This window comes from Nocardiopsis prasina DSM 43845 (assembly GCF_000341265.1).
In the GTDB taxonomy this organism is placed as follows: Bacteria; Actinomycetota; Actinomycetes; order Streptosporangiales; family Streptosporangiaceae; genus Nocardiopsis; species Nocardiopsis prasina.
Genome location: NZ_ANAE01000110.1, coordinates 171,913 through 192,052, shown reverse-complemented (window position 1 = coordinate 192,052; position 20,140 = coordinate 171,913). Strand labels below are relative to the sequence as shown.

Annotated in this window: 20 protein-coding genes; 8 read left to right on the top strand and 12 right to left on the bottom strand. The window is 69.0% G+C overall.

Annotated features, from left to right (window positions below; all coding sequences use genetic code 11):
- The first annotated feature begins 21 nt into the window (after window positions 1-21).
- Entirely contained in the window at window positions 22-378 is a 357-nt protein-coding gene (locus D452_RS0111550) for a type II toxin-antitoxin system RelE/ParE family toxin (RefSeq protein WP_026129204.1), read from the top strand.
- Window positions 375-677, top strand: coding sequence for a helix-turn-helix domain-containing protein (locus D452_RS0111545; protein ID WP_017544307.1), 303 nt, complete (start codon window positions 375-377; stop codon window positions 675-677). The genes D452_RS0111550 and D452_RS0111545 overlap by 4 nt, the downstream gene beginning before the upstream one ends.
- A gap of 59 nt (window positions 678-736) precedes the next feature.
- Here D452_RS0111545 and D452_RS0111540 read toward each other — a convergent pair whose 3' ends face one another.
- From D452_RS0111540 to D452_RS0111530, 3 genes are all read right to left on the bottom strand, one after another.
- On the bottom strand, window positions 737-5,785 hold the full coding sequence (locus D452_RS0111540) for a DNA repair ATPase (RefSeq protein ID WP_017544306.1): 5,049 nt from the start codon (window positions 5,783-5,785) through the stop codon (window positions 737-739).
- Between the two features lie 11 nt (window positions 5,786-5,796).
- Window positions 5,797-7,845, bottom strand: a complete 2,049-nt coding sequence (locus D452_RS0111535; RefSeq protein ID WP_017544305.1) for a flotillin family protein — start codon at window positions 7,843-7,845, stop codon at window positions 5,797-5,799.
- Between the two features lie 221 nt (window positions 7,846-8,066).
- Window positions 8,067-8,708: an OB-fold-containig protein gene (locus D452_RS0111530; RefSeq protein WP_017544304.1), complete on the bottom strand. Its 642-nt coding sequence runs from the start codon at window positions 8,706-8,708 to the stop codon at window positions 8,067-8,069.
- Window positions 8,709-9,056: 348 nt separating this feature from the next.
- Between D452_RS0111530 and D452_RS0111525 the strand changes: the two genes are divergently transcribed.
- The 4 genes from D452_RS0111525 to D452_RS0111510 all read left to right on the top strand — a co-directional run bounded on the left by D452_RS0111525 (window position 9,057) and on the right by D452_RS0111510 (window position 13,271).
- Window positions 9,057-10,364 carry an MFS transporter gene (locus D452_RS0111525; protein WP_017544303.1) on the top strand — a complete coding sequence of 436 codons (1,308 nt, stop codon included), beginning with the start codon at window positions 9,057-9,059 and terminating at the stop codon, window positions 10,362-10,364.
- Between the two features lie 101 nt (window positions 10,365-10,465).
- Window positions 10,466-10,900: a YciI family protein gene (locus D452_RS0111520; RefSeq protein WP_017544302.1), complete on the top strand. Its 435-nt coding sequence runs from the start codon at window positions 10,466-10,468 to the stop codon at window positions 10,898-10,900.
- Window positions 10,901-10,976: 76 nt separating this feature from the next.
- Window positions 10,977-12,230 (top strand): RNA polymerase sigma factor, encoded by a 1,254-nt coding sequence (locus D452_RS0111515; protein ID WP_017544301.1) that lies wholly within the window; start codon window positions 10,977-10,979, stop codon window positions 12,228-12,230.
- A gap of 60 nt (window positions 12,231-12,290) precedes the next feature.
- Window positions 12,291-13,271, top strand: a complete 981-nt coding sequence (locus tag D452_RS0111510; RefSeq protein WP_017544300.1) for an NAD-dependent epimerase/dehydratase family protein — start codon at window positions 12,291-12,293, stop codon at window positions 13,269-13,271.
- Window positions 13,272-13,280: 9 nt separating this feature from the next.
- On the opposite strand, the gene D452_RS28130 is transcribed toward D452_RS0111510, so the two are convergent.
- The 9 genes from D452_RS28130 to D452_RS0111470 all read right to left on the bottom strand — a co-directional run bounded on the left by D452_RS28130 (window position 13,281) and on the right by D452_RS0111470 (window position 18,573).
- Window positions 13,281-14,741 (bottom strand): AfsR/SARP family transcriptional regulator, encoded by a 1,461-nt coding sequence (locus tag D452_RS28130; RefSeq protein ID WP_239646369.1) that lies wholly within the window; start codon window positions 14,739-14,741, stop codon window positions 13,281-13,283.
- A gap of 231 nt (window positions 14,742-14,972) precedes the next feature.
- Entirely contained in the window at window positions 14,973-15,401 is a 429-nt protein-coding gene (locus D452_RS28125; protein WP_017544298.1) for a hypothetical protein, read from the bottom strand.
- Window positions 15,402-15,453: 52 nt separating this feature from the next.
- On the bottom strand, window positions 15,454-15,864 hold the full coding sequence (locus D452_RS0111495) for a hypothetical protein (RefSeq protein ID WP_017544297.1): 411 nt from the start codon (window positions 15,862-15,864) through the stop codon (window positions 15,454-15,456).
- Window positions 15,865-15,920: 56 nt separating this feature from the next.
- Entirely contained in the window at window positions 15,921-16,343 is a 423-nt protein-coding gene (locus tag D452_RS0111490; RefSeq protein ID WP_017544296.1) for a hypothetical protein, read from the bottom strand.
- 197 nt (window positions 16,344-16,540) lie between these two features.
- Entirely contained in the window at window positions 16,541-16,690 is a 150-nt protein-coding gene (locus D452_RS30685) for a hypothetical protein (RefSeq protein WP_017544295.1), read from the bottom strand.
- A 195-nt stretch (window positions 16,691-16,885) separates the two neighbouring features.
- Window positions 16,886-17,071, bottom strand: a complete 186-nt coding sequence (locus D452_RS0111480; protein ID WP_017544294.1) for a DUF397 domain-containing protein — start codon at window positions 17,069-17,071, stop codon at window positions 16,886-16,888.
- A 49-nt stretch (window positions 17,072-17,120) separates the two neighbouring features.
- Complete coding sequence (locus D452_RS0111475; RefSeq protein WP_017544293.1) at window positions 17,121-17,309, bottom strand: DUF397 domain-containing protein; 189 nt, start codon at window positions 17,307-17,309, stop codon at window positions 17,121-17,123.
- A gap of 208 nt (window positions 17,310-17,517) precedes the next feature.
- On the bottom strand, window positions 17,518-17,718 hold the full coding sequence (locus D452_RS29610) for a DUF397 domain-containing protein (RefSeq protein ID WP_083927501.1): 201 nt from the start codon (window positions 17,716-17,718) through the stop codon (window positions 17,518-17,520).
- A 9-nt stretch (window positions 17,719-17,727) separates the two neighbouring features.
- Window positions 17,728-18,573: a helix-turn-helix domain-containing protein gene (locus D452_RS0111470; protein ID WP_083927503.1), complete on the bottom strand. Its 846-nt coding sequence runs from the start codon at window positions 18,571-18,573 to the stop codon at window positions 17,728-17,730.
- Window positions 18,574-18,989: 416 nt separating this feature from the next.
- Here D452_RS0111470 and D452_RS0111465 point away from each other — a divergent pair, with 416 nt between their 5' ends.
- Both D452_RS0111465 and D452_RS0111460 read left to right on the top strand, forming a co-directional pair.
- Window positions 18,990-19,547: an ATP-binding protein gene (locus tag D452_RS0111465; protein WP_017544291.1), complete on the top strand. Its 558-nt coding sequence runs from the start codon at window positions 18,990-18,992 to the stop codon at window positions 19,545-19,547.
- Window positions 19,547-20,068: a hypothetical protein gene (locus D452_RS0111460; protein WP_017544290.1), complete on the top strand. Its 522-nt coding sequence runs from the start codon at window positions 19,547-19,549 to the stop codon at window positions 20,066-20,068. Before D452_RS0111465 ends, D452_RS0111460 begins: the two co-directional genes overlap by 1 nt.
- Window positions 20,069-20,140 lie beyond the last annotated feature (72 nt).

The window sequence follows — 20,140 nt, the reverse complement described above, 5'->3', positions numbered from 1 at the left end:
GTGCGTTGTATACCTAAGCTGGTGTGGGACATTGAACTGGAACTCGTCCAACCCTGGTTGGAGGCCCTGGACCAGGGCTCGTACGAACAAGTGATCGCGGCGCTCGAAGTACTGGCCACACACGGGCCCGGTATCGGCCGACCCCTGGTGGACACGGTCAGGGGGTCACGGCACGCCAACATGAAGGAGCTGCGCCCAGGATCCAGGGGGAGATCCGAGCTGCGGGTCCTGTTCGCCTTCGATCCCGTGCGCAGGGCGATCATGCTGGTGGGCGGGGACAAGTCGGGAAACTGGCAGAAGTGGTACCGGGTCAGCATTCCACTCGCGGACCAGCGTTTCGACGAACACGTCGCCGGACTAGGGAGAGGACACCGATGACGAACCTTCAAGACATGCTGGCCAAGCGTCCTGTCGACCGGGAAGCGGTGGAGCGGCACAAGCAGCGGTTGTTGGACGAGGTTCGGTCCTACCGGCTGCGCGAGCTCAGGGAGGCGGCCGAGCTGACGCAGGTGCAGCTCTCCCAGCAGCTGAACGTCAGTCAGAACAGGGTCTCCAGCATCGAACGCGGGGAGATCGGCCACACGCAGGTCGACACCTTGAGGAGGTACGTGGAGGCCCTGGGGGGGAACCTGCGGGTCGAGATGGTGATCGGCGACGAACGCTTCCCCATCGTCTGAGTCCGAAGGGGGCCGCCGTGCCCTCGCGGGTCGGCGGCCCCTCTGGGTCCCTCTCTTGGCTACCTGTCGGCGCCTCGTCCGAGGGCCGTGCCGATCTCGCCCACGCGGTCGGCCAGCAGGCCCATCGCGCCGATGGCCCTGGTCATCGGGTCGTCGTCGGATCCGCCCAGCGCACGGCCGCGACGGAAGCCCTCCTTGACCTCGTGCCAGCGCTCCTCCTGCTCGGGGGTCATCACCCCGCGCAGTTCGGCCAGCTTGAGCAGGTTGGCCTCCGCGCCGGACGTGAGGGTCTGCGCCTCGCCCAGGTAGTGGTCGTCGATGACGGCCTCCACCTCGGCCTCGTTCATGACCGGCACGATCTTCTCCGACAGCCGGTTCATGTTCCGGTACGAACCCTGGAGCTGGAACGGGGGCTCGGTCCGGGCGTCCTCCGACTGCGCCGCCGAGGCGATGTAGGCCTGGTTGTTGGCCAGCACCACCTCCTGCACCCGGAGCATCTTCCGGAGGACGGAGACGATCCGGTCCACCTCCGCAGCCGAGTACGGGTGCTTCAGCCGGTCCGTGCCGACCGAGTCGTCACCCTGAGCCATCCGCACGAACGTGTACACGTCCTCGCGGTCCCGGGTGGAGAGCGGCGCCAGGGTCTGGTTGGAGGTGAGCGCGTTCTCGATGTAGCTGAGCGCGAACAGCTCCTCCTTGCCCGAGAGCACGTCACCCAGGTTGTACACGTCGGCGCGGTTGGCCAGCATGTCCGGGATGCGGAACCGCTTGCCCTGCTCGGTGTACGGGTTGCCGGCCATACAGACGGCGAACCGCTTGCCGCGCAGGTCGTAGGTGCGCGTCCGCCCCTCCCACACGCCCTCCATCCGGCGCTGGCCGTCACAGAGCGAGATGAACTTCTGGAGGAGCTCCGGGTTGGTGTGCTGGATGTCGTCCAGGTACAGCATCGTGTTGCTGCCCATCTCCAGCGCGAGGGAGATCTTCTCGATCTCCTGGCGGGAGGTGGCGTCCGGGGCCTCGGCCGGGTCCAACGAGGTGACCGCGTGCCCCAGGGCGGGGCCGTTGACCTTGACGAACACCAGTCCCAGACGGCTCGCCACGTACTCCATCAGCGTGGTCTTGCCGTACCCGGGAGGGGAGATGAGCAGCAGCAGACCGCTCTGGTCCGTGCGCTTGTCGTCCCCGGCCGCGCCCAGCTGCTTGGCGAGGTTGTCACCGATCAGCGGCAGGTACGACTCGTCCAGCAGACGGTTGCGCACGAACCCGCTCATCACCTTCGGCCGGTACTCCTCCAGCCGCAGGCGCTCGCGTTCGGTCGCCACCAGTGCGTTCCGGCGACGCTGGAAGTCCCGGTACGCGGGCACCTCCACCGTGCGGAACCGCCGGGTGCGCGGCAGGATCTCGTCCAACCGCACCTCCAGGGAACGCTCGCTGATCCTCGGATGCGACCCCAGGAGACCGGTGACCCGTTCGCTGACCGCCGCCGATGACTCGTACCGCTCCAAGGCGTTCTCGGACAGGCCGATCGCGGCCGCCTCGGGCAGGTCGCCCGGGGCGGGCGGCTCCTCCAACGTGGTCGCGTACGCCTCCAGCCACGCCGTCACCAGCTGGTGACGGGCGGCCAGGTCCTCGCCCAGCCCCCGCAGGTCCTCCTCGAAGGCCTTGCGGGTGGTCTCCCGGGTGCTGCCCAGGGCCCGGTGGAACCGGTCCAGCAGCTGCCGGGCGCCCGCACCGGACACGAACCCGCGCTCTGCGGCCCTGTCCAGGGCCAGCTCCTCGAAGAGGTAGTCGCCCACCAGCTCCAGGTCGGCGTCCTGGTGGAGGCCGGTGTCGGTGAGGAAGGCGTCCACACCCTCGGCCAGCTCGGTGCGCAGCGCGTCGATCGCCGCCGACCGGCGCGCACCGAACACGCTCCGGGCCCGCGCGAGCGAGGTCGCCCGCGTCCGCCAGGCCCCCCGCCGCTCCTGGTCCGCGCCGTACGCCCAGAACAGCTGGGCCACCGCCCTGACCCGCCCCGGGTAGCGCAGGAGCCCGGCCCCGGCGCGCAGCCGCAGCAGCGCGGAGAGGACACGGGTGGCGTCGTGGTCGTGCACGCCCCGCTCGTAGCCCTCGTCGTAGCGGGACTCCGCCGCCCCGCGCACCAGGGACTCCAGGGACTCCCCGTTCTCGGGGTGCAGGACGGCCTCGTTGAGGGCCTCCAGCGAGAACCCGTCGGACCCCTCCTCGGCCGCGCTCAGGATCGACGTGGCCAGGTACTCCGCCCGGTACACCTCGGGGCTCTCGGAGACCAGCAGCCGGTCCCACAGGTGCCGGGTCTCCTGGAACGCCTCGTCCCTCACGGGCGAACGGAAGTCGGTACCGGTGACCGCCACCGACATCTGCCCGTCATGCGGGGTGAGGGTGAGGTCGATGGGCTGGGTGTTGACCGCGAAGCGGTGCCTGCCCAGCCGGATGGTCTCCCCTCCGGCGCCGCCCTCGTAGAGGTCGGTGCGGTCCTGGAGCGCCCGACCCGCCTCCTGGCGGGCGGCCAGGATCTGGCCCTCCAGCTCCTCGGCGCGCACCGTGTCGCCGAGTTCGCGCATCTCCTCGGCGGTGCGGCGCAGCCGCGTCACCATCGCGTCCGAGGCGAAGTAGGTGTTGATGTCCTCCAGCGTGGTCAGGGCCGCGACCCGCCGGTGCACGCCCTCCAGGACCCGAGCGGCGGAAGATGCCAGCCGGTCGGCCCTTCGCGAGCGCGCGTCGACCAACGACTGCTTGCGGGTGGAGAACGCCTCGTAGACGTCCTCGCGCTTGTCCGACAGCTCCTGGAGGAAGTCGTCGAACTCCGCGAAGCGCGACTCCAGGTTCTCCAGCTGGAGCATGATCCGGCCCAGCTGCTCGTCGCAGCGCTCCGGCGTGTCCGCCGCGGCGATCGCCCCGGTGATGGCCTGTCCCAGCAGGGCGAACTCGGCGGCGAACTCGGCCCGGCCCTCCAGGGCGAGCAGTTCCCCGCGCCGCGACTCCAGCGTGGCGCGGGCCCGGTTGACCCCGGCCATCACCTCGCTGATCCGCTCCAGGATGCGCGTGCGCACCTGGGCGTCGCCGATGTCCAGGGACCCGATCACCTCGGTGACGACCTGGAGGCCCTCGGTCTGTTCGGCGATCCGCTCGCCCACGGCGGTGGCGGCGCTGACCGCCTCCAACGCCTCGGCGTCCTCGACCAGCCGCTCCACCTCGGAGTGGTAGCCGTCGAAGGCGTCGTCCTGTTCGAGGAAGGCGACGGTGCGGCGCCCGGCGGAGGCGATCTCCTCGCCGAGGCCCTCCTCCACCGCGTCGATCCGGGCGGTGTCCGCGTAGCGCATCTCGCGCAGCGTGGCGGCCTGCCCCTGGGCGCGGCGCAGCTCGGTCAGCCGGGTCACCCACCCCTCGGCCGAGCGCGGAGTCTCGCCCCGCGACCTGCGGATGAGCGCGGTGACCTTCGCCTCCGTCTCGGAGAGGCTCCTCGCGGCCTGACGGGTGAGCTCCTGGACGGTCTCGAACTCGTCCAGCACCCGCTCGGCCGTGGAGCGCACCTCCGTGAGCGGGGCGGCGAGGTCGCCCAGCTCGTCCTCGCCCAGCCAGTGGAACCGGTCCAGGACCCTGCGGCACGAGGCGATGAGTGCCTCGAACACCTCGGTGGAGGGCCGCATGACCTCGGAGATCCGCGCCACCGAGAGGCACTCGGACACGCCCTGGACCAGTTCGGCGTTGCCGATCCGCTCCAGCGGCCCGGTGCCCACCGGTTGCGCCGCCGCGTACACGTCGGACACGTACGGGGTCTGCCACACCTGCATGGGGTGCACCCGGGTGGGCTCGCCCGAGGTGTCGCGGAAGACCGTCATGGTCCCGTCGTCGAACAGCGAGTAGCCGTGGCAGACGATCGGGTTGGCGACCTCCTTGCGGATGGTGTTGTACGACAGCAGCAGGCTGCGCCCGTCCGCCCGCGAGTGGAAGACGTACAGCACGTCCTCGCCGTTGGGCGAGCGCACCACCCGTTCGAACTCCAGGTCGGTGACGTCGGTGTCGAAGGTCCGCGCGACCCCGGTGGACAGGTAGTAGCCGCCGGGGAAGATGAGCCCCTGGTCGTCGGGCAGGCGCTGGCAGGACTGGCCGATACCGTCGAGGCGTTCGACGCCCTTGGTGCGCGTGTTGAAGACCAGGTACCGCCACGCGGTCTCGTTGTACGGCCTGATCTTGAGCAGGACGAGCGCGCCGACCTGCGCGTGGAACACCGAAGCGTCGGCCAGGCTCTGCAACGGCTCGTCGACGGGCTCGCTGTAGATCCCCTCGCCGACCTCGGTGTTGTCCTCCACCTTGATGGTGAGGTCGCCGCCGACCGTCTCCACGAACAGCTCGTCGCGGATGGAGATGTGCGGGTGCCGACCCTGCACGTGGTCCTCGCGGGTGGCCTCCGTCCACGAGAAGTCGTGCGAGGGCGGGAACACGTGGTCGCGTTCCCCCCGGTCGTCGAGGTAGGCGATCTCACCGGTGGGCGAGACCGACCACCGCAGCACCCGTACGTCCTCGGTGCGCGGGCCGGTCTGGAAGACGGCGAGCAGCCGTTCCTCGACCCGGCGCAGCTGGAGCAGGTGGGCGTCGCGGTAGTAGCGGTAGAGCTGGGCGAACTCCTGGCGGAACCGCTCGTCGGCGAGGAGGCCGGGGACGGCGTCCTCGGCCGTGTCGGTGAACTCGAAGGAGTCACCGCCGTGCTCGTACCGGTGCAGGGAGAACACGTCGGAGACGTGCGTCTGGCTCTGCATGCCGATGTAGACGTTGTAGCCGAAGAGGATCATGTCCCCGTCGGCGTCGTCCCCGACAGAGCGCCCCACGCTGACGATGTCGCGTGGCACGCAGTTGTGTTCGGTGCGGATGCGCTCGGTACCGCGCAGGGAGAGCTCGGTGCCGCCGAACACCTCGAGGCGGCGGTTGTTGAGTTCCTCGGTCCGCCGGGCCAGCTCACCGGTCTGTTCGCGGAGCCGGGCGCGGAGCACCTCGTAGGTGCCCGCGTCCAGCGACCGCGCGTCCTCGGCTTCCGGCCCGGGGCCGTCGGTCTCCCGGGGCTGGTTTTCCTGGGAGTGGGCCTCGGTCACGGAGGACTACCTCACTGCTTCACGGGGGCGAGAGCGTTCACGGGAAGCTGGTCGAGGCCCAGGGAACGGGCCGTCGTCAGCAGGTTGTCCAGCTTGCCCGTCTCGGGGCCGCCCGCCGCGATGAGCTTGAGCAGCAGGGCGGAGACGGTCAGGTTCTTGACGTCCTCGCTGTCGGCCTCGGCCAGGATCCGCTTGACGTCGTCGGCGAAGTTGCCCTCGCCGCTGAGCCAACCGCTGCCCAGCGCCTGGACCGTGTCGGAGCTGCCGACGAACCCGTCGACGGCCTTGCCCATGCCGATGGAGTTGACCATGCGGTCGAAGAAGGCGCCGTCGCCGCCGACGATGCTGATGTCGGCGCTCTCCAGACCGGCGGCCATCGCCGCGGCCTGGGCCTCGGCGACCTGACGCTGCACGTCGATCCCGGCCAGGCGGACCTCCTTCTCGGCGTCGAGGCGCAGGCGGTACTCCTCGTGCTCGCGGCTGACCTGGTCCAGGGCGGCCATGGCGGCGGCCTTGTCGGTCAGACCAGCGGCCTCGGCACGCAGCTTCTTCTCCACGGCCTCGGCGTCGACGTCGGCCTTCTCACGGGCGACGACGGCCTCGGCGCGGCCGAGCTTCTCGACGGCCTCGGCGTCCTGCTCACGGACCTGGACCTCGGCCAGACCGGCTGCCGCGGCCTCGGCCTGGATGCCCTCGGCGAGGCGGATCTTGGCTCGGGTGTCCAGCTCGGCGGCCTGCTGGCGGGCCTCGGCGAGCGTGAGCTCCTCCTGGGCCTTGTGCTTGGCGGCGGCCTCGGCCGCCTCGGCGGCCTTGATGTCCTTGACCAGGTTCTCCTGCGCCTCGGCCTCGGCGTGGATGATGATGGACTGGCGCTGGCGCTCGGCCTCCTCCACGGCGCGGAGCTTCTTGATCGCCTCTTCCTGCTCGGCGACGGTGCGGTCGACGGCGATCCGCTCGCGGACGACGTCGGCGACCTCGCGCTTCTCGGCCTCGACCTCCTTGTCCTTGGCGATGCGGCTCAGCTCGGTCTCGCGCTCGCGGCCGATGACCTCCAGGAGGCGGTCCTTCTCGATCCGCTCGGTCTCGATGGCGATGACTCGCTCGCGGTTCTTCTCGGCGACCGCGATCTCACGCTGCTGGTTCTCGGACTGGACGCCGAGCTGCTCGTTGGTGCGCAGGTTGGCGGTCTCGGACTTGAGCCGCTCCTCGGCCTGGACGCGGGCGGTCTCGGCCTCCTCCTGCGCGCGGATGATCTCGATCTCACGCTTGGCCTTGGCGGCCGCCTCCTCGCGGCGCTTCTCCAGCTCGGCGAGGGTTTCGGCGGTCTCCGTGTTCTGGCGGTCGATCTCCTTGCGGCGATCGTTCTCGAACTCGTTGGTGCGCTTGTGCTCCTTGGCGGTGCGCTCCGTGATCTTCGAGATGCCCTGCGCGTCGAGGATGTTGTTCGCGTCGTGGTGGTGGAGCGGGGTCTGCTCCAGCTCGTCGATGGCCACGTCCTCCAGGATGTAGCCGTTGAGGTCGGTGCCGATCAGGGACACGATCGCGTGGCGGAACTGCTCGCGGTGCGTGAACAGCTCCTCGAAGTCGAACTGCTTGCCGACGGTCTTGAGCGCCTCGGAGAACTTCGAGTTGAAGAGCTCCTGGAGGGTGTCCTGGTCGCTGGCGCGCGCGGTGCCGATCGCCTTCGCGACCTTCTTGACGTCCTCGGCGGTCTCGTTCACACGGACGTAGAAGAACACCTTGATGTCCGCGCGGATGTTGTCCTTGCAGGTCAGGCCGTCACGGCCGCCGCGCTCCAGGGTCAGGCTCTTGAGGGAGATGTCCATGATCTCGGCCTTGTGCAGGACCGGGAGGACGATGGAGCCGGTGAAGGTGACGTGGACGTCCCTGACCTTGGAGATGATCAGGGCCTTGCCCTGCTCGACCTTCCGGAAGAGGCGCGTGACCATCACCAGGAGGGCGATGAGGACGACGAGGCCGACGGCCAGGGCCACTCCGAAGGTCAGGAAGGCCGCGTCAGCCGCCTCCTGGCCGCCGGTGGAGGATGCACTCAGCAACACGTGGGTGTCTCTTTCTGCGAGGTGAACGTGGTCGGTCCGGCACCGGGGGAGCGACGCGGGGCTGGCGGTGCGGCGACCGGGGGAGAGAAGCGTTCGTCATGCTTTGTGACGCGTGAACGGGGCAAACGGTTCCACGGTCGGCGAAGGTCGTCCCTGCTCATCAAGGGGTGGTGTGGGGCGACGGCGGTTCGGGTGGGGGATGCTCGTTCGGGGGCGCCCGGTCAGGACTGCCCGGGGTCGAGTGCGGCGTCGAAGGCGGTCACCAGGAAGACGTCGTCGTCCGGGCTGTGGTCGAAGATCAGCGCGGTGCTGCCCGAGGACAGGACCTCCCCGCTGATGGTGCGTACGGGGATGGAGATGGAGGCACCGCCCGCGGTGGTGATCTCGGCCTGGCCGAAGTCCTCGCGGGCCTCGCCGATCCGGATCACGCAGGTGCGCCCGACCAGCTCGTGCTTGGAGTCGCCGCCGCGCGTGGGCAGGAAGCGCTGGAATCCCATGACCACGCCGCTGGTGACCGCCCAGGCGACGACCAGGGCGATGACCAGCACCACGGCGCCGAGGGCGTACAGCAGGGGGGTGGAGGTGGTCTCGACGAGGGTGGTCAAGATGCTTCCCATCATGCTCGCGAACCAGGCGACACAGATCAGCAGAGTGAGGGCCACGGTCACCGGAACCCGGCCGAGTCCCGCCCTGCTGAGGAACGCGCTCAGTCCGACGGCGTCGCCGTTGGAGTCGACGCTGTCGAGCAGCTCGGTGTCGGCGGCGCCGACGATCACGAAGATCCAGTAGCCCAGGACGACGATGAGCATCGGTGTGAACAGGACCGGGGGGAACCCGAAGGCGGCACTCAGGAAAACGCCCATCCCGTGCCCCCGCCCCCACTGTTCGAACCGTCCCGGAACTCTACCGAACGCCCCAGTTCAGGACGGCCCCCGGGGCCTCTCCTGACCGGTTGTGGTCATGTTCGCGGCCTGTCCTGATCCGGCCACGCGGCGGAGCGCCCGTTCCATGGGAGTGCTCGTGAACAGGGCGGAGCGGCGTCCGGGCCCGTCCATGGGACGTGAACGACGAGGGGCCCGTGACCCGGAGTTGACCGTTGCCCGGGAGCCTGGACCCGGCAGGAGCAGCCCCCACCCTGTGAAAGGGACATCCCCCACGTGAACAGCGCATCCCCCGACCGGGCGTTCCCCGGGAAGAAGGCGAAACCACCGATGGGGCGGGACTTCCACCGCTTCTGGGCGGGAAGTCTGTCCAGCAACCTCGGCGACGGGATGACGCTCGTCGCGTTGCCGCTGGTGGCGGCCATGCTGACCAACGACCCCCTGCTGGTGGCCGGGCTGACCGCCGTCCGCTTCCTTCCCTGGCTGCTGGTCGGCCTGGTCGCGGGAGTGGTGGTGGACCGGGTCGACCGGGTGCGCCTGATGGTCCTGACCAACGTCGGCCGGGGCGGCGCACTCGTGGCCCTGTCCCTGCTGATCGTCACCGGTCACGCCTCGATCTGGGCGCTGTACGCGGTCATGTTCACGGTGATGGTCTGCGAGGTGTTCTACGACCTCGCGGGGCAGGCGATGCTGCCGGACATCGCTCCGGTCGGTGCGCTCGAACGCGCGAACAGCCGCCTGGTGGGCGGGCGGACGGTCACGCAGCAGTTCGCGGGCGGCCCCATCGCCGGCTTCCTGTTCGCGGTGGCGGCGTTCCTGCCGCTGGCCGTGAACGCCGGAGCCTATGTCCTGGGCGCCCTGGTGTTGCTCGGCCTGCCGTTGGCGGTGCGCCGCCCACGCCGCCCCGAGGGCTGTGCCGAGGAGAGGGAGGGGAAGGGTGCGGTGCGCTCGGTTCTCGGTGACATCGGTGAGGGTCTGGCCTTCGTCTTCCGTGGCAGCTCCCTGGGGCCGGTCCTGGCGTTCAACGTGGTCATGAACATGGCCTTCGTCGCCCAGTCCTCGGTCATGGTGCTCCTGGTCCGGGACCACTTCGGGGTCCCCGCGGCCCTCTACGGCGTCTTCCTGGGCACCTCCGCGGTGGGTGCGCTGCTGGGCGCGACCACGGTCAGCCGGATCGTGGGTCGACTCGGCCGGTTCCGTACGGAGATGGCGCTCTTCACCCTGGCGTCCGTGGCCAGCGTCGCCTTCGGCCTCGCCCCCAACGCCTACGCGGCAGCGGTGGCCTGGACGGTGATCGGGTTCGCCCTGACCTCCTCCAATATCGTGATGCTCAGCGCCATCCAGCTCATCGTCCCCGGTGCCCAGATGGGCCGGGTGATGTCCTGCGTCCAGGTGTCCGGTGCGGGCTTCTCCCCGATCGGCGCCCTGCTGGGCGGGGCGCTCGGCCGGGTCGAGCTGTCCTACGTTCCGGTGGCCGCGGGCGTGGTGGTCCTCGTCGCCTTGCTCCTGTCCGCGTCCGCGCTGCGCCGGGTCACTGCCCAGGCTGACGAACACGAGGCCGCTGCGATGGCCGAGGCCTCGGGAAAAGTCGCTGACCTGGGTGAACATGAGCCGGAAGTCGGGCAGGAGGAAAAGTAGGAACAGTTCCGAGGAGTGTGTCGATTCCGGCCCGCCCCGTTCGACGTACGGGTGAGAGCGGGGAACGGACCCCGTTCCACACCCGAAGAGCGGAGAGCACCATGCGCTACCTGATGTCGATCATGAGCACCCCCGAGTCCGAGGCCGCCGACTACGAGGTCGGTCCCGAGGTCTACGAGGAGATGGGCAAGTACAACGAGGAGATGCTCCGGGCCGGGGTCATGCTCACCGGAGAGGGGCTGGCGCCCACCTCCGCCGGGGCCGAGGTCATCTTCCGCGACGGTGAGGCCACCGTGCTGGACGGTCCCTTCACCGAGGCGAAGGAGTTCATCGCGGGGTACTGGGTGCTCCAGGTGTCCTCGCACGCCGAGGCGCTGGAGTGGGCCAGGAGGTGCCCGCACCCCGCCAAGGGCGAGCCGGGCGAGCTCAAGCTCCAGCTCCGCCGGATCGCTGAGCTGGAGGATCTGGAGGACATGCCCGAGGAGGTCAAGGAGCACGAGCGCGAGCGTCGTGCCGAGGAGGGCCAGCAGGGCTGAGCCCCGCCCTTCGAGGTGTCGTGAGCGGGCTCGTGACCCGTTGCACCGGTGTGGCCCGTGGTGCTGTGATGGACCCATGGGCCACACCGGCGTCGAACGCGAGGTGGAGGCGGTCTGGCGCATCGAGTCGGCCCGCCTCGTCGCCACGCTCACCGGGATGGTCGGGGAGGTCGGGCTCGCGGAGGAGTTCGCCCAGGACGCCCTGGTCTCCGCCCTGGAGAAGTGGCCGGAGGAGGGGGTGCCCCGCAAACCGGGGGCCTGGTTGACGACCGTCGCGCGGCGTCGCGTGGTCGACCGTTGGCGGCGGGACGAGCGTTTCCGGTCGCACATGGTGGAGCTGGGCCGGGAGTTCACCGAGCACGACGGGCAGTCCGACTTCGACGCCGTCCTGGAGGAGGACTACGGCGACGACCTGCTCCGCCTGATGTTCGTCTGTTGTCATCCGGTGCTGCCCACACCCGCGCGGATCGCCCTCACCCTGAGGCTGCTCGGCGGCCTCACCACCGACGAGATCGCCCGCGCCTTCCTGGTTCCCGAGGCCACCGTCGCGCAGCGCGTGGTGCGCGCCAAGCGCACGCTCGCCCGGAGGAAGGTCCGGTTCGAGGTGCCGAGCGGGCCGGACCGCGACGCCCGGCTCTCGGACGTACTCGAAGTCCTCTACCTGGTGTTCAACGAGGGCTACACGGCGACCTCGGGGGAGCGCTGGCTGCGCCCCGAGTTGTGCGAGGAGGCCATGCGCCTGGGCCGGGTCCTCGCTGAGTTGTTACCCCGGGAGCCCGAGGTGCACGGGCTGCTGGCGCTCATGGAGCTCCAGGCCTCCCGGTTCCGGGCCCGGGGCGGCCCCGGAGGGGAGGCGGTGCCGCTCGCGGAGCAGGACCGTTCCCGTTGGGACCGGTTGCTCATCGGCCGGGGGGTGCGGGCCCTGGGGCGTTCGGTGCCCCCGGACCCCGCCGAGCCCCGGGGCGTCTACTCGCTCCAGGCGGGGATCGCCGCACTGCACGCGGTCGCCGTTCGGCCGGAGGACACTGACTGGAACGGGATCGCCGTCCTGTACGAGGAGCTGGTCCGGCGGACCGGCTCTCCCGTCGTGGAACTCAATCGCGCCGTGGCCGTGTCCATGGCGCTGGGGCCGGAGGAGGCGCTCGGGATCGTCGACGCGCTCCGTGCGTCGGGGGCCTTGGACGGCTACCACCTGTTGCCCGCCGTCCGGGGCGACCTGCTGGAACGCCTGGGCCGCGCGGAGGAGGCCCGCGCGGAGTTCGCGCGGGCGGCCGGGCTCACCCGCAACGCACGCGAACGCGACCTTCTGTTGGAACGCGCGCGAAAGTGAGCCTTCTGCCGTGGGCAGGAGGGTCTGGCGCGGGTGGTGCGTCCCCGGAAGACTGGCGGCATGACGAGACTTCTGGTTCTGGGCGGTACGGAGTTCGTGGGGCGTGCGGTCGCGGAGGAGGCGATCGCGCGGGGGTGGGAGGTCACCGTCTTCCACCGGGGGACGCGCGCGTCCCCCGCCGGGGCCGAGGTGCGGCACGGTGACCGCACGGAGGAGGGCGGGCTCGCCGCGCTGGCGGAGGGGGAGTGGGACCTGGTGGTCGACACCTGGGCCAAGGCTCCCGTGGCGGTGGCCGAGGCGGCCCGCCTGCTGCACGGCAGGGTCGGACACCACTCCTACGTCTCCAGCCGTTCCGTGTACGTCTCGCCCGCTGAGCCCGGGGCCGATGAGACCGCTCCCGTGGTGGAGGCCTCCGTCGACGACGACGGGACCGACTACGCGCGGGCCAAGCGCGGCGGGGAGCTGGCGGCGGAGGCGGTGTTCGGTGACCGGTCGCTGTTCGTCCGCGCGGGGTTGATCCTGGGGCCGTACGAGAACATCGGTCGGCTGCCGTGGTGGCTGAACCGGGTCGCCCGGGGCGGGCCGGTGCTGGCTCCCGGGCCGAGGGATCTTTCGCTCCAGTACGTGGACGCGCGTGATCTCGCGGCCTGGACCCTGGACGCGGCGGAGAAGGGGCTGAACGGGCCGTACAACATGGTCAGCCCGATCGGTCACACGACCATGGAGCGTTTCCTGTCGGCGTGCAGGGAGGTGACGGGGTCGGACGCGGAGTTCCGGTGGACCTCGCCCGAGGTCATCGCGGACGNCGCCCGGGGGGGGGACCTGCCGATGTGGCTGCCGCCGGGGGAGCTGCACGGGTTCCTGCACCAGGGGAACGTCGATCGCGCGCTCGCGACGGGGCTGCGCTGTCGTCCGGTGGAGGAGACCGTCGCGGACACGTGGGCGTGGCTGGAGTCCGTGGGCGGGGAGGCGGAGCAGCGCCCGGACCGTCCCCGGGTGGGCCTGGACCCGGAGGTCGAGGCCCGGGTCCTCAGCCGCTGACCCGACCCCTCAGGCGGAGCCCATGCGGGCGGCCGCCATGCGTAGGGCGAGGGGCAGTCGCCCGCAGTGGTCGACGATGCCTTCGTTCGACTCGCGTTCCGCGGCCAGTCTCTCCGGGCCCGCGACGAGCAGGAGCAGCTCGATGGACGACTTCTCCGACAGCACGTTGAGGTGGACACGGCGGGCGTCGAACAGCGCGACCATCGACACCAGTTCGTGTCGGCTGGTCACGAGGACGGTGCTGCTCCGGCCGCCCGGTAGTAACGGCGAGACCTGTTCGGCGGAGGCGGCGTCGTCGAGGAGGACCAACAGGCGCAGGTCCGCGGTGATCGAGCGGAAGAGGTTGGCGAGGTCAGGAGAGCCGCCGGGCAGATGGTGGGGGTCGGTACCCAGGCTGCGCAGGAGCTGACGGAGCGCGTCGTCGGGGTCGACCGGCCCTCCGCGGCGGCCGGATCCGTCCAGGTCCACGTACAGCTGTCCGTCGGGGAACTGGTCCCGGGTCTCGTGGCCCCAGTGGGCGGCGAGCGTGGTCTTCCCGACCCCGGCGACCCCGGTGACGAGGAGGAGGGGGGAGGGGCCTCCGTTCAGTTCGGCGTTGAGCGCGCCGAGTTCCGAGGCCCGGCCCACGATGCCGTGGGCGCAGCGGGGCAGTTCGGCGGGTCGTACTCGGGTCGGGGTCCCGGCGCGTTGGCCCGGGGGGTCCTCCGCGCGACTGGTCACCGCACCTCTGGTCGCGGTGAGTTCCCTGTGGAGGCGTTGGATCGGCGCGCCGGGTTCGATCCCCATGCGGACCCGGAGCAGGTCGCGCAGGTCCGCGTAGACCTCCAGGGCCTCTCCCACGCGACCGCAGGAGTGCAGAGCGGACATGAGCAGCCCCGCGAAACGTTCCCTGGTCGGGTGTTCCGCGCACAGACCGCGCAGTTTGGGTAGGGCGTCGAGGGTGCGGCCCCGCTCGACCTCCACCTCGTACAGCTCCTCGATCGCGTTCAGGCGTTCCTCCTCCAACGCGGGTCGCGCGTGGGTGACCAGTGCCGGCTCGACACCGCTGAGCGCGGGCGCGGTCCAGAGTGAGACCGCCGCGCGCAGGGCCCGGGCCGCGTCGTCGAGCCGTCCCGAGGCGTGGCTCGCCCTGGCCTGGTCGAGGAGGCGTTCGAACAGATCCACGTCGACCGTCTCCGCCCCGACGAGGATGCGGTATCCGAAGCTCTCGCGGGCGATGGTGTCCGCTCCCAGGCGTTTGCGTAGCTCGTGCACGTGGCCGTGGATCTGGGAACGCGCGCTGCGCGGCGGATCCTCGCCCCAGACCAGGTCGATGAGCCGTTCGTCGGGCACCACGGTGTTCGGCTGGAGTAGCAGGGCCGCGAGCACCGTACGGCGCTTTCGCCCGCCGATGTCCACGTTTCCTTCCCCGATGAGGACCTCTACCGGGCCCAGCAGCCGATACCGGATACTGGAAAGGTTGCTTTCCAACCGATTGCCTCCCTTGACCGCAGATTTCTGCCTTCGGTCACAGCGGAGCTTAGGTCAGGCGAATCAACGAGTCCAGGGATATTCGGATGAAGAAGGGTATTGTCCGAGATTGGCCAGGGCGCGTGAATCACATTCTGAAACTTTGGCATCTATTTCAGATGATATGTACGAGTCAGCCCAGGAAAAGGGCGGCGCGGTGAACGTTCCCCGTGCCGCCCGCCCCCGTGTGGATCAGCCGCAGTTGGTGTCCGTGGCCTTGCCCTCGGTGCCCGAGATGCGCCCCATCCAGCTCACGCACTTGCCGGCCGCGCTCAGGTAGATCGGTCCGGCGTAGCTGGTGAAGTGCCCGGCCTCGTACTTGTCGTAGTGGTTGCCCGACGAGCCGATCTTCAGGCCCGCCTCCATGAGGACGGCGGTGCCGGTGCTGACCCGCTTCGTCACGACGCAGTTGTTGCCGTTGGAGGAGTTGTAGGTCAGAAAGACCGTGCCCTTGCTGCCGATGTTCCTGTGGTTGACGACCTTGTAGCCGCTGCCGCACTCGTTTCCGTAGGTGGCGATGGCGGAGGCGGCGGAGGCCGGGGCGGCGGTGGCGAAAACTCCGCTGACGCTGATTCCCAACGCCAGTGCGACAGCTGCGGTCTTCCTGAGGGCGTTCTTCATGGATCTCCCCTGGTGTCTCGGTGAGTACGGGAAAGGTGAGGAGGATCGAGGTTCAGCCGCAGTGGTGGTCCGGGCTCTCGATCGTCGCCGTGCCGATGGTGCCGCCCCAGTCGATGCACGTGGCGGGAGCCGACACGTAGACGGGTCCCGCGTAGGTGGTGTAGTTGCCCTTGTCCCGCTTCCACGTGGAGGAGGAGGACAGTTTGATGAACGCGTCCATGGGAGCGGCGGCGCCCGGTGTGGTGCGCACGGTCACGACGCAGTTGTTGCCGTTGGAGGAGTTGTAGGTGAGGAACGTCGTCCCGCGGTTGTTCGGGAACTCGATCTTGTTGATGACCGTGTAGCCACTGCCGCACTGGGCGCCGTAGGTGGCGGCGGATGCGGGGGTCGCGGTGGCGACCATGCTCGCGGCGGCGATGCAGGCAGCGGCGGCGACTGCGGTGGCCTTCTTCAGAACGTGCATTATGGCTCTTCCCGTCGTGCGTCCGTGCGCCGCCCGTCGCGGCGCGGGGGCGTGGATCAGCCGCAGTTGGTGCCGTTGCGGTTCACGTTGGTGCCGGTGATGTTCCCGTACCAGTCGACGCACTGCCCGGCTGCCTGGCGGTAGACCGGTCCGGCGTAGCTGGTGTAGTTGCCCTCGTCCTGGACGGCCTGGCTCGGGGAGTCGCTGGTCCGCTTCAGCCCGACGACCATCTGAATGGCCGAGCCCGACCCCTTGCGCACGGTGACGGCGCAGTTGTTGCCGTTGGAGGAGTTGTAGGTCAGGAAGACGGTGCCCTTGTTTCCGATGTTGGCGTGGTTGACAACGTTGTAGCCGCTGCCGCAGACGCCGTTGTAGGCCACGATGGGGGAGTCTGCGGCGGTGGCTGGCGTCGCCATGGCCGCGGACCCCAGCGTGAGGGCCGCCGAGAGCAGCATGACCGACCGGAGGTTCTTGATCATGTGGGTGTTCGCTCCTTGTGTTCCCGAGCCCGCAACGAACGGGCTCGGGAGGGATGGTGGCAGCCGCGGCTTCGAGCCGACTTCGAACCCGCTTTCCTCCGGCTTCGGATGGCGTACGAGTGGGGGCCGTGTCCCCTCGGACACGGCCCCCACCTGCGGTGATGTTCTCCTCTTCGGTTCCCCCTGGCCGGATCCGGTCAGGCCTCCAGGTCCGGTTCGTCCGCGTGACGGGTGGTCAAGGTGAGCCGCTCCCGGTCGTCGTCCACGTCCGCCCGGAGGGAAGCCCCCTCGGTCGGCTCACCGGACGGCAATTCGTGGGCGAGCGGGGCGTCGATGCTGGACCGCACCAGGCCACGGGAGCACGAGCGTGCCGCCGTCGGCGGTGGCTGCGAGCCCGTCCCAGGGTGGGCCTGGACCCGGAGGTCGAGGCCCGCGTCCTGGGGGTTGTGAGGTTCCTCGAAGCTGGCCCTCGGGTTGGCGTGGCATGGAGGAGTTCAGGCAGGACCCCAGGTGAGATCCGGGGTTCTGCGGAAAGCCTCGGGTCAGTTGAGTCGAACTCCGGCGAGGAACGCGCGCCACTCCGGCGACGCGAACGCCAGGTGACCCTGCTGGTGATTCTTGGTGTCTCGGACAGCAGACAGCCTCGGCGTGTCAGCGACCTCAACGCAGTTCTGCTGCTGCGTGTAGGACGAAGTGCGCCAGGAGGCCTCAGCGGGGAATGAGTGCATCGGCACTTCCTATCGGGTGATCATCTCTGGGACACGGCACGTCCGCTCTTCATCCAGTGCGGGTGGTGGAGAGCAAGGCCGCCCACTCCGACGACTCGAACGCCAAGTGACCGCGTTCCCTGTTCTGGGTGTCACGGACGGCGGCGCCGGTGGGGAGGTCCGCGACCTCGACGCAGTCGTTCTGGGTCGCGCTGTAGCTGGACTTGTGGAAGGTGAGTTCGTCGGTGTGGGGGTGCATCGTCGTAACCTCCGCTGGGGGTGGGGGCAGTGACTGACTCATGCACGGTTCTGCCCACGGCTACACCTCGTGTGCAGAGGAAAACGCCCCGGACCGTGTCCTGCTGCGGACATCGCGCCTGCATCCCCATAGACAGCGGGGAGTGAACGCGGGACGGGTGCAAAGAAGGGCCCCACCTGACGGTGCGGGCCCTTCGCCCCTGTCCAGATCAGCCAGTGGTGCGCACTGCCGCAAGCAGAGCTGCTGACCACTCCCCGTGAGCGAAGGCCAGGTGTCCAGCTTCGCGATTCTTCGTGTCGCGGACGGCGTACGCGTTCTTGGTTTCGGCAACCTCGACGCAGTCACTGGCGTTAGCGCTGTAGCTGGACTTGCGGAAGACCAACTCGGTGATGGATGTGGATGGATGCATGTGCTGCCTCTAGTCGGTGATGATCTGCTTCATCAGTTCGATGGATGCTGCCTTAGACAGCGCGTCCATACTGACGTGGTCGAAGACTTTCCGGTATGCCGTGACCTGTTCAGGTTCCTCCATGTAGACGCCGGTTTCAGTGGTGTCGACATACACGATCGGGAGATCGAGCTCGTTGGTGTAGTCGAGAATCGTGAAGGCCCCGGAGGTTGCCGCGAAAATCCCAGCAGCCTCGGGGTGCACCTGAATGGTGACGCCGTTCAGGTCCTCGGCAGTGTCGATCAGGTGCGAAATCTGGCGGTGCGACAGCTCGGGCTCGCTGTGATGAAGGCGGAGGAGGGCCTCCTCTGCGATGATCGCGTGCACCTCGGGGGCGTCCTCCCGGGTGAGGATCTTCTGGCGCTCTATACGGGCCGCAACGATGCGGTCAATCTCGTCCTCTGTACGTGCGAGTCGAGCCCTTGCGGACAGGGCGGCATACTCGGGAGTCTGGAGTAGGCCCGGCATGACGATTGGCTGAAAAGTCGAGATGACCGAGGCCTCGGCCTCGAACCCGATGAAGTCATCGGGTAGGACGTCATCGAACTTCGCCCACCATCCACGCTTCTTCGACTGCTTCCCAAGTTCCAGCACTGCCTCGCGACGGGCCGGGTCGGAAACGCCGAAGGTGGTCATCAAGTCCTTGAGCGCGCTGGAGTCTGGGCGAGATCGGCCAGCTTCCATGTGGTTCAGGCGCCCTGACGTCCATCCGAGAGCATGGCGAGCCTCCTCAATGCTCATCCCCGCCGCCTCACGCATGCGCCGCAGCTCACGCACGAGTCGACGTCGGCGAATAGTTGGCGATTCCCTGCTCATGGCTGCCTCTGTGTCGTCGATGGATGGCCAGCCGATCATATGACGGCCTCTCGGAACGGGACATTTCGTTCAGTCTGAAGAGTTCCTATTGACGCTTCAGACTGAAGGCTTCAGGATAGGGCTTGAATCCAAGATGTCGCCGCCTTCATCCAGCGGCACACGAAGAAGGAGTCGCCTGTGCGATCTCTGAATCTCTCCGCGCTGGCATGCATGTGCCATCTCGTGTCCGTGGCGTTCCATCGCCGTCGTCCCCGGCAGGCCGCGCGTGTGCGGGCCTTCGCCGCGAACCCTCCCCACACCACCACGTCTCGCTCTCGGGGTCCGGTGATCCCTGCGCCCAGGCGGCCGATCGACTCCGTCCCCATGCAGGTCCTGGGGGCCATCCTCGCCGGGCTGCGACGGTTGGCGGTGGCCACGTGAGCGTGTTCTCCCCCGAACTGACCCACCGCGAGGCAACGGTCCCGCTGGCGAGCTTCATCAAGCCCTTCCACGCCCACTACTTCTCCCGGACCGTGGGCACCCCGTTCCGTAAGCGCAAGTACGCCTTCGCCGGACTCCCCAGCCTGATGCCCCTGGTGCGGGCGTTCCTGGACACCAGCGCCGCCGAACGCAGCCAGGACTACCGGTACCTGTTCACCCTGCTCGGCTCGGAGCTGGCCAACAACGCCCTCGCCCACTCGCGCTCCAGCGACCACGGACAGACCTACTCACTCACCGTCGACCGAGGCGCGAACGGCATGACCCTGACCTGCCAGGACCAAGGCAGCCGCCTCCCCCTCGAACCGGGCCCGTTCACCGCTGCGACTCCCCAGGAGATCGCGTCGGGGACTGCGCAAGGCAAAGGGCTCGCTCTCATCGACACCCTCGCGGACCGGTGGGGAGACAACGGCAACCCGAAGTTCCGACAGGTCTGGTTCCACCTGTCCTACGACCTCACCGATAACCCGTGGACCCGGATCGAGGGAGAGCAGTGATGTTGGACATCGACACCCGGGACCTTCTGGCCGTGGCCGAAGACTCCCTCACGGCACCCGGCCATCTGACCCCGGCGCAGGTGGATGTGTGGCACAACCACACTCTGCGCAACCGCCTCCCCTTGGTCCTGGAGGCCCTGCGGATCGCGCGGGAGGAGAGCGATGGGGAACTGGCGGTCCGGTTGATTGACCAGGCGATTCACGATCACCCCGCGCCCACCCGGGTGCCCGGCAACCGGCCAGTAGCGGGCAAGGTTCCGAAGCCGAACAACCCGCACACGGAGTCACTGCCGATCCCAGAACACGTGCTCTGCACCCTGCTCCACAAGCACTGGAACATGACCGTCGAAGGCCAGGTCCCCAACGAGACCTTCGTGGCTCGACGCCCCCTCGGATGGTCCGGTGACGGCGACCCTTACGAGCGCATCACCGCCCCCAACCGCACCGAACTCCTGCGGCTGCTCGCTCACCGGCACCTGGGTGTTCACAGGAGTGACCCGGAACCTCCGCCCGCTGCCTGAGAGGCCCCGAAGCCAGTCCACGAAAAAGCTCTGGCGGGTGCACCAACACCCCCAGAGCAGGCCGACAACAAC

Bases quoted from the DNA above. Each gene is read 5' to 3' on its own strand.
- D452_RS0111480 (WP_017544294.1), bottom strand. From the start codon at position 17,071: ATGCACTCATTCCCCGCTGAGGCCTCCTGGCGCACTTCGTCCTACACG.
- D452_RS29610 (WP_083927501.1), bottom strand. From the start codon at position 17,718: ATGCATCCATCCACATCCATCACCGAGTTGGTCTTCCGCAAGTCCAGC.
- D452_RS0111520 (WP_017544302.1), top strand. From the start codon at position 10,466: ATGCGCTACCTGATGTCGATCATGAGCACCCCCGAGTCCGAGGCCGCC.
- D452_RS0111530 (WP_017544304.1), bottom strand. From the start codon at position 8,708: ATGGGCGTTTTCCTGAGTGCCGCCTTCGGGTTCCCCCCGGTCCTGTTC.
- D452_RS28125 (WP_017544298.1), bottom strand. From the start codon at position 15,401: ATGAAGAACGCCCTCAGGAAGACCGCAGCTGTCGCACTGGCGTTGGGA.
- D452_RS0111495 (WP_017544297.1), bottom strand. From the start codon at position 15,864: ATGCACGTTCTGAAGAAGGCCACCGCAGTCGCCGCCGCTGCCTGCATC.
- D452_RS0111515 (WP_017544301.1), top strand. From the start codon at position 10,977: ATGGGCCACACCGGCGTCGAACGCGAGGTGGAGGCGGTCTGGCGCATC.
- D452_RS0111545 (WP_017544307.1), top strand. From the start codon at position 375: ATGACGAACCTTCAAGACATGCTGGCCAAGCGTCCTGTCGACCGGGAA.
- D452_RS0111525 (WP_017544303.1), top strand. From the start codon at position 9,057: ATGGGGCGGGACTTCCACCGCTTCTGGGCGGGAAGTCTGTCCAGCAAC.
- D452_RS0111460 (WP_017544290.1), top strand. From the start codon at position 19,547: ATGTTGGACATCGACACCCGGGACCTTCTGGCCGTGGCCGAAGACTCC.
- D452_RS0111470 (WP_083927503.1), bottom strand. From the start codon at position 18,573: ATGAGCAGGGAATCGCCAACTATTCGCCGACGTCGACTCGTGCGTGAG.
- D452_RS0111475 (WP_017544293.1), bottom strand. From the start codon at position 17,309: ATGCACCCCCACACCGACGAACTCACCTTCCACAAGTCCAGCTACAGC.
- D452_RS0111490 (WP_017544296.1), bottom strand. From the start codon at position 16,343: ATGATCAAGAACCTCCGGTCGGTCATGCTGCTCTCGGCGGCCCTCACG.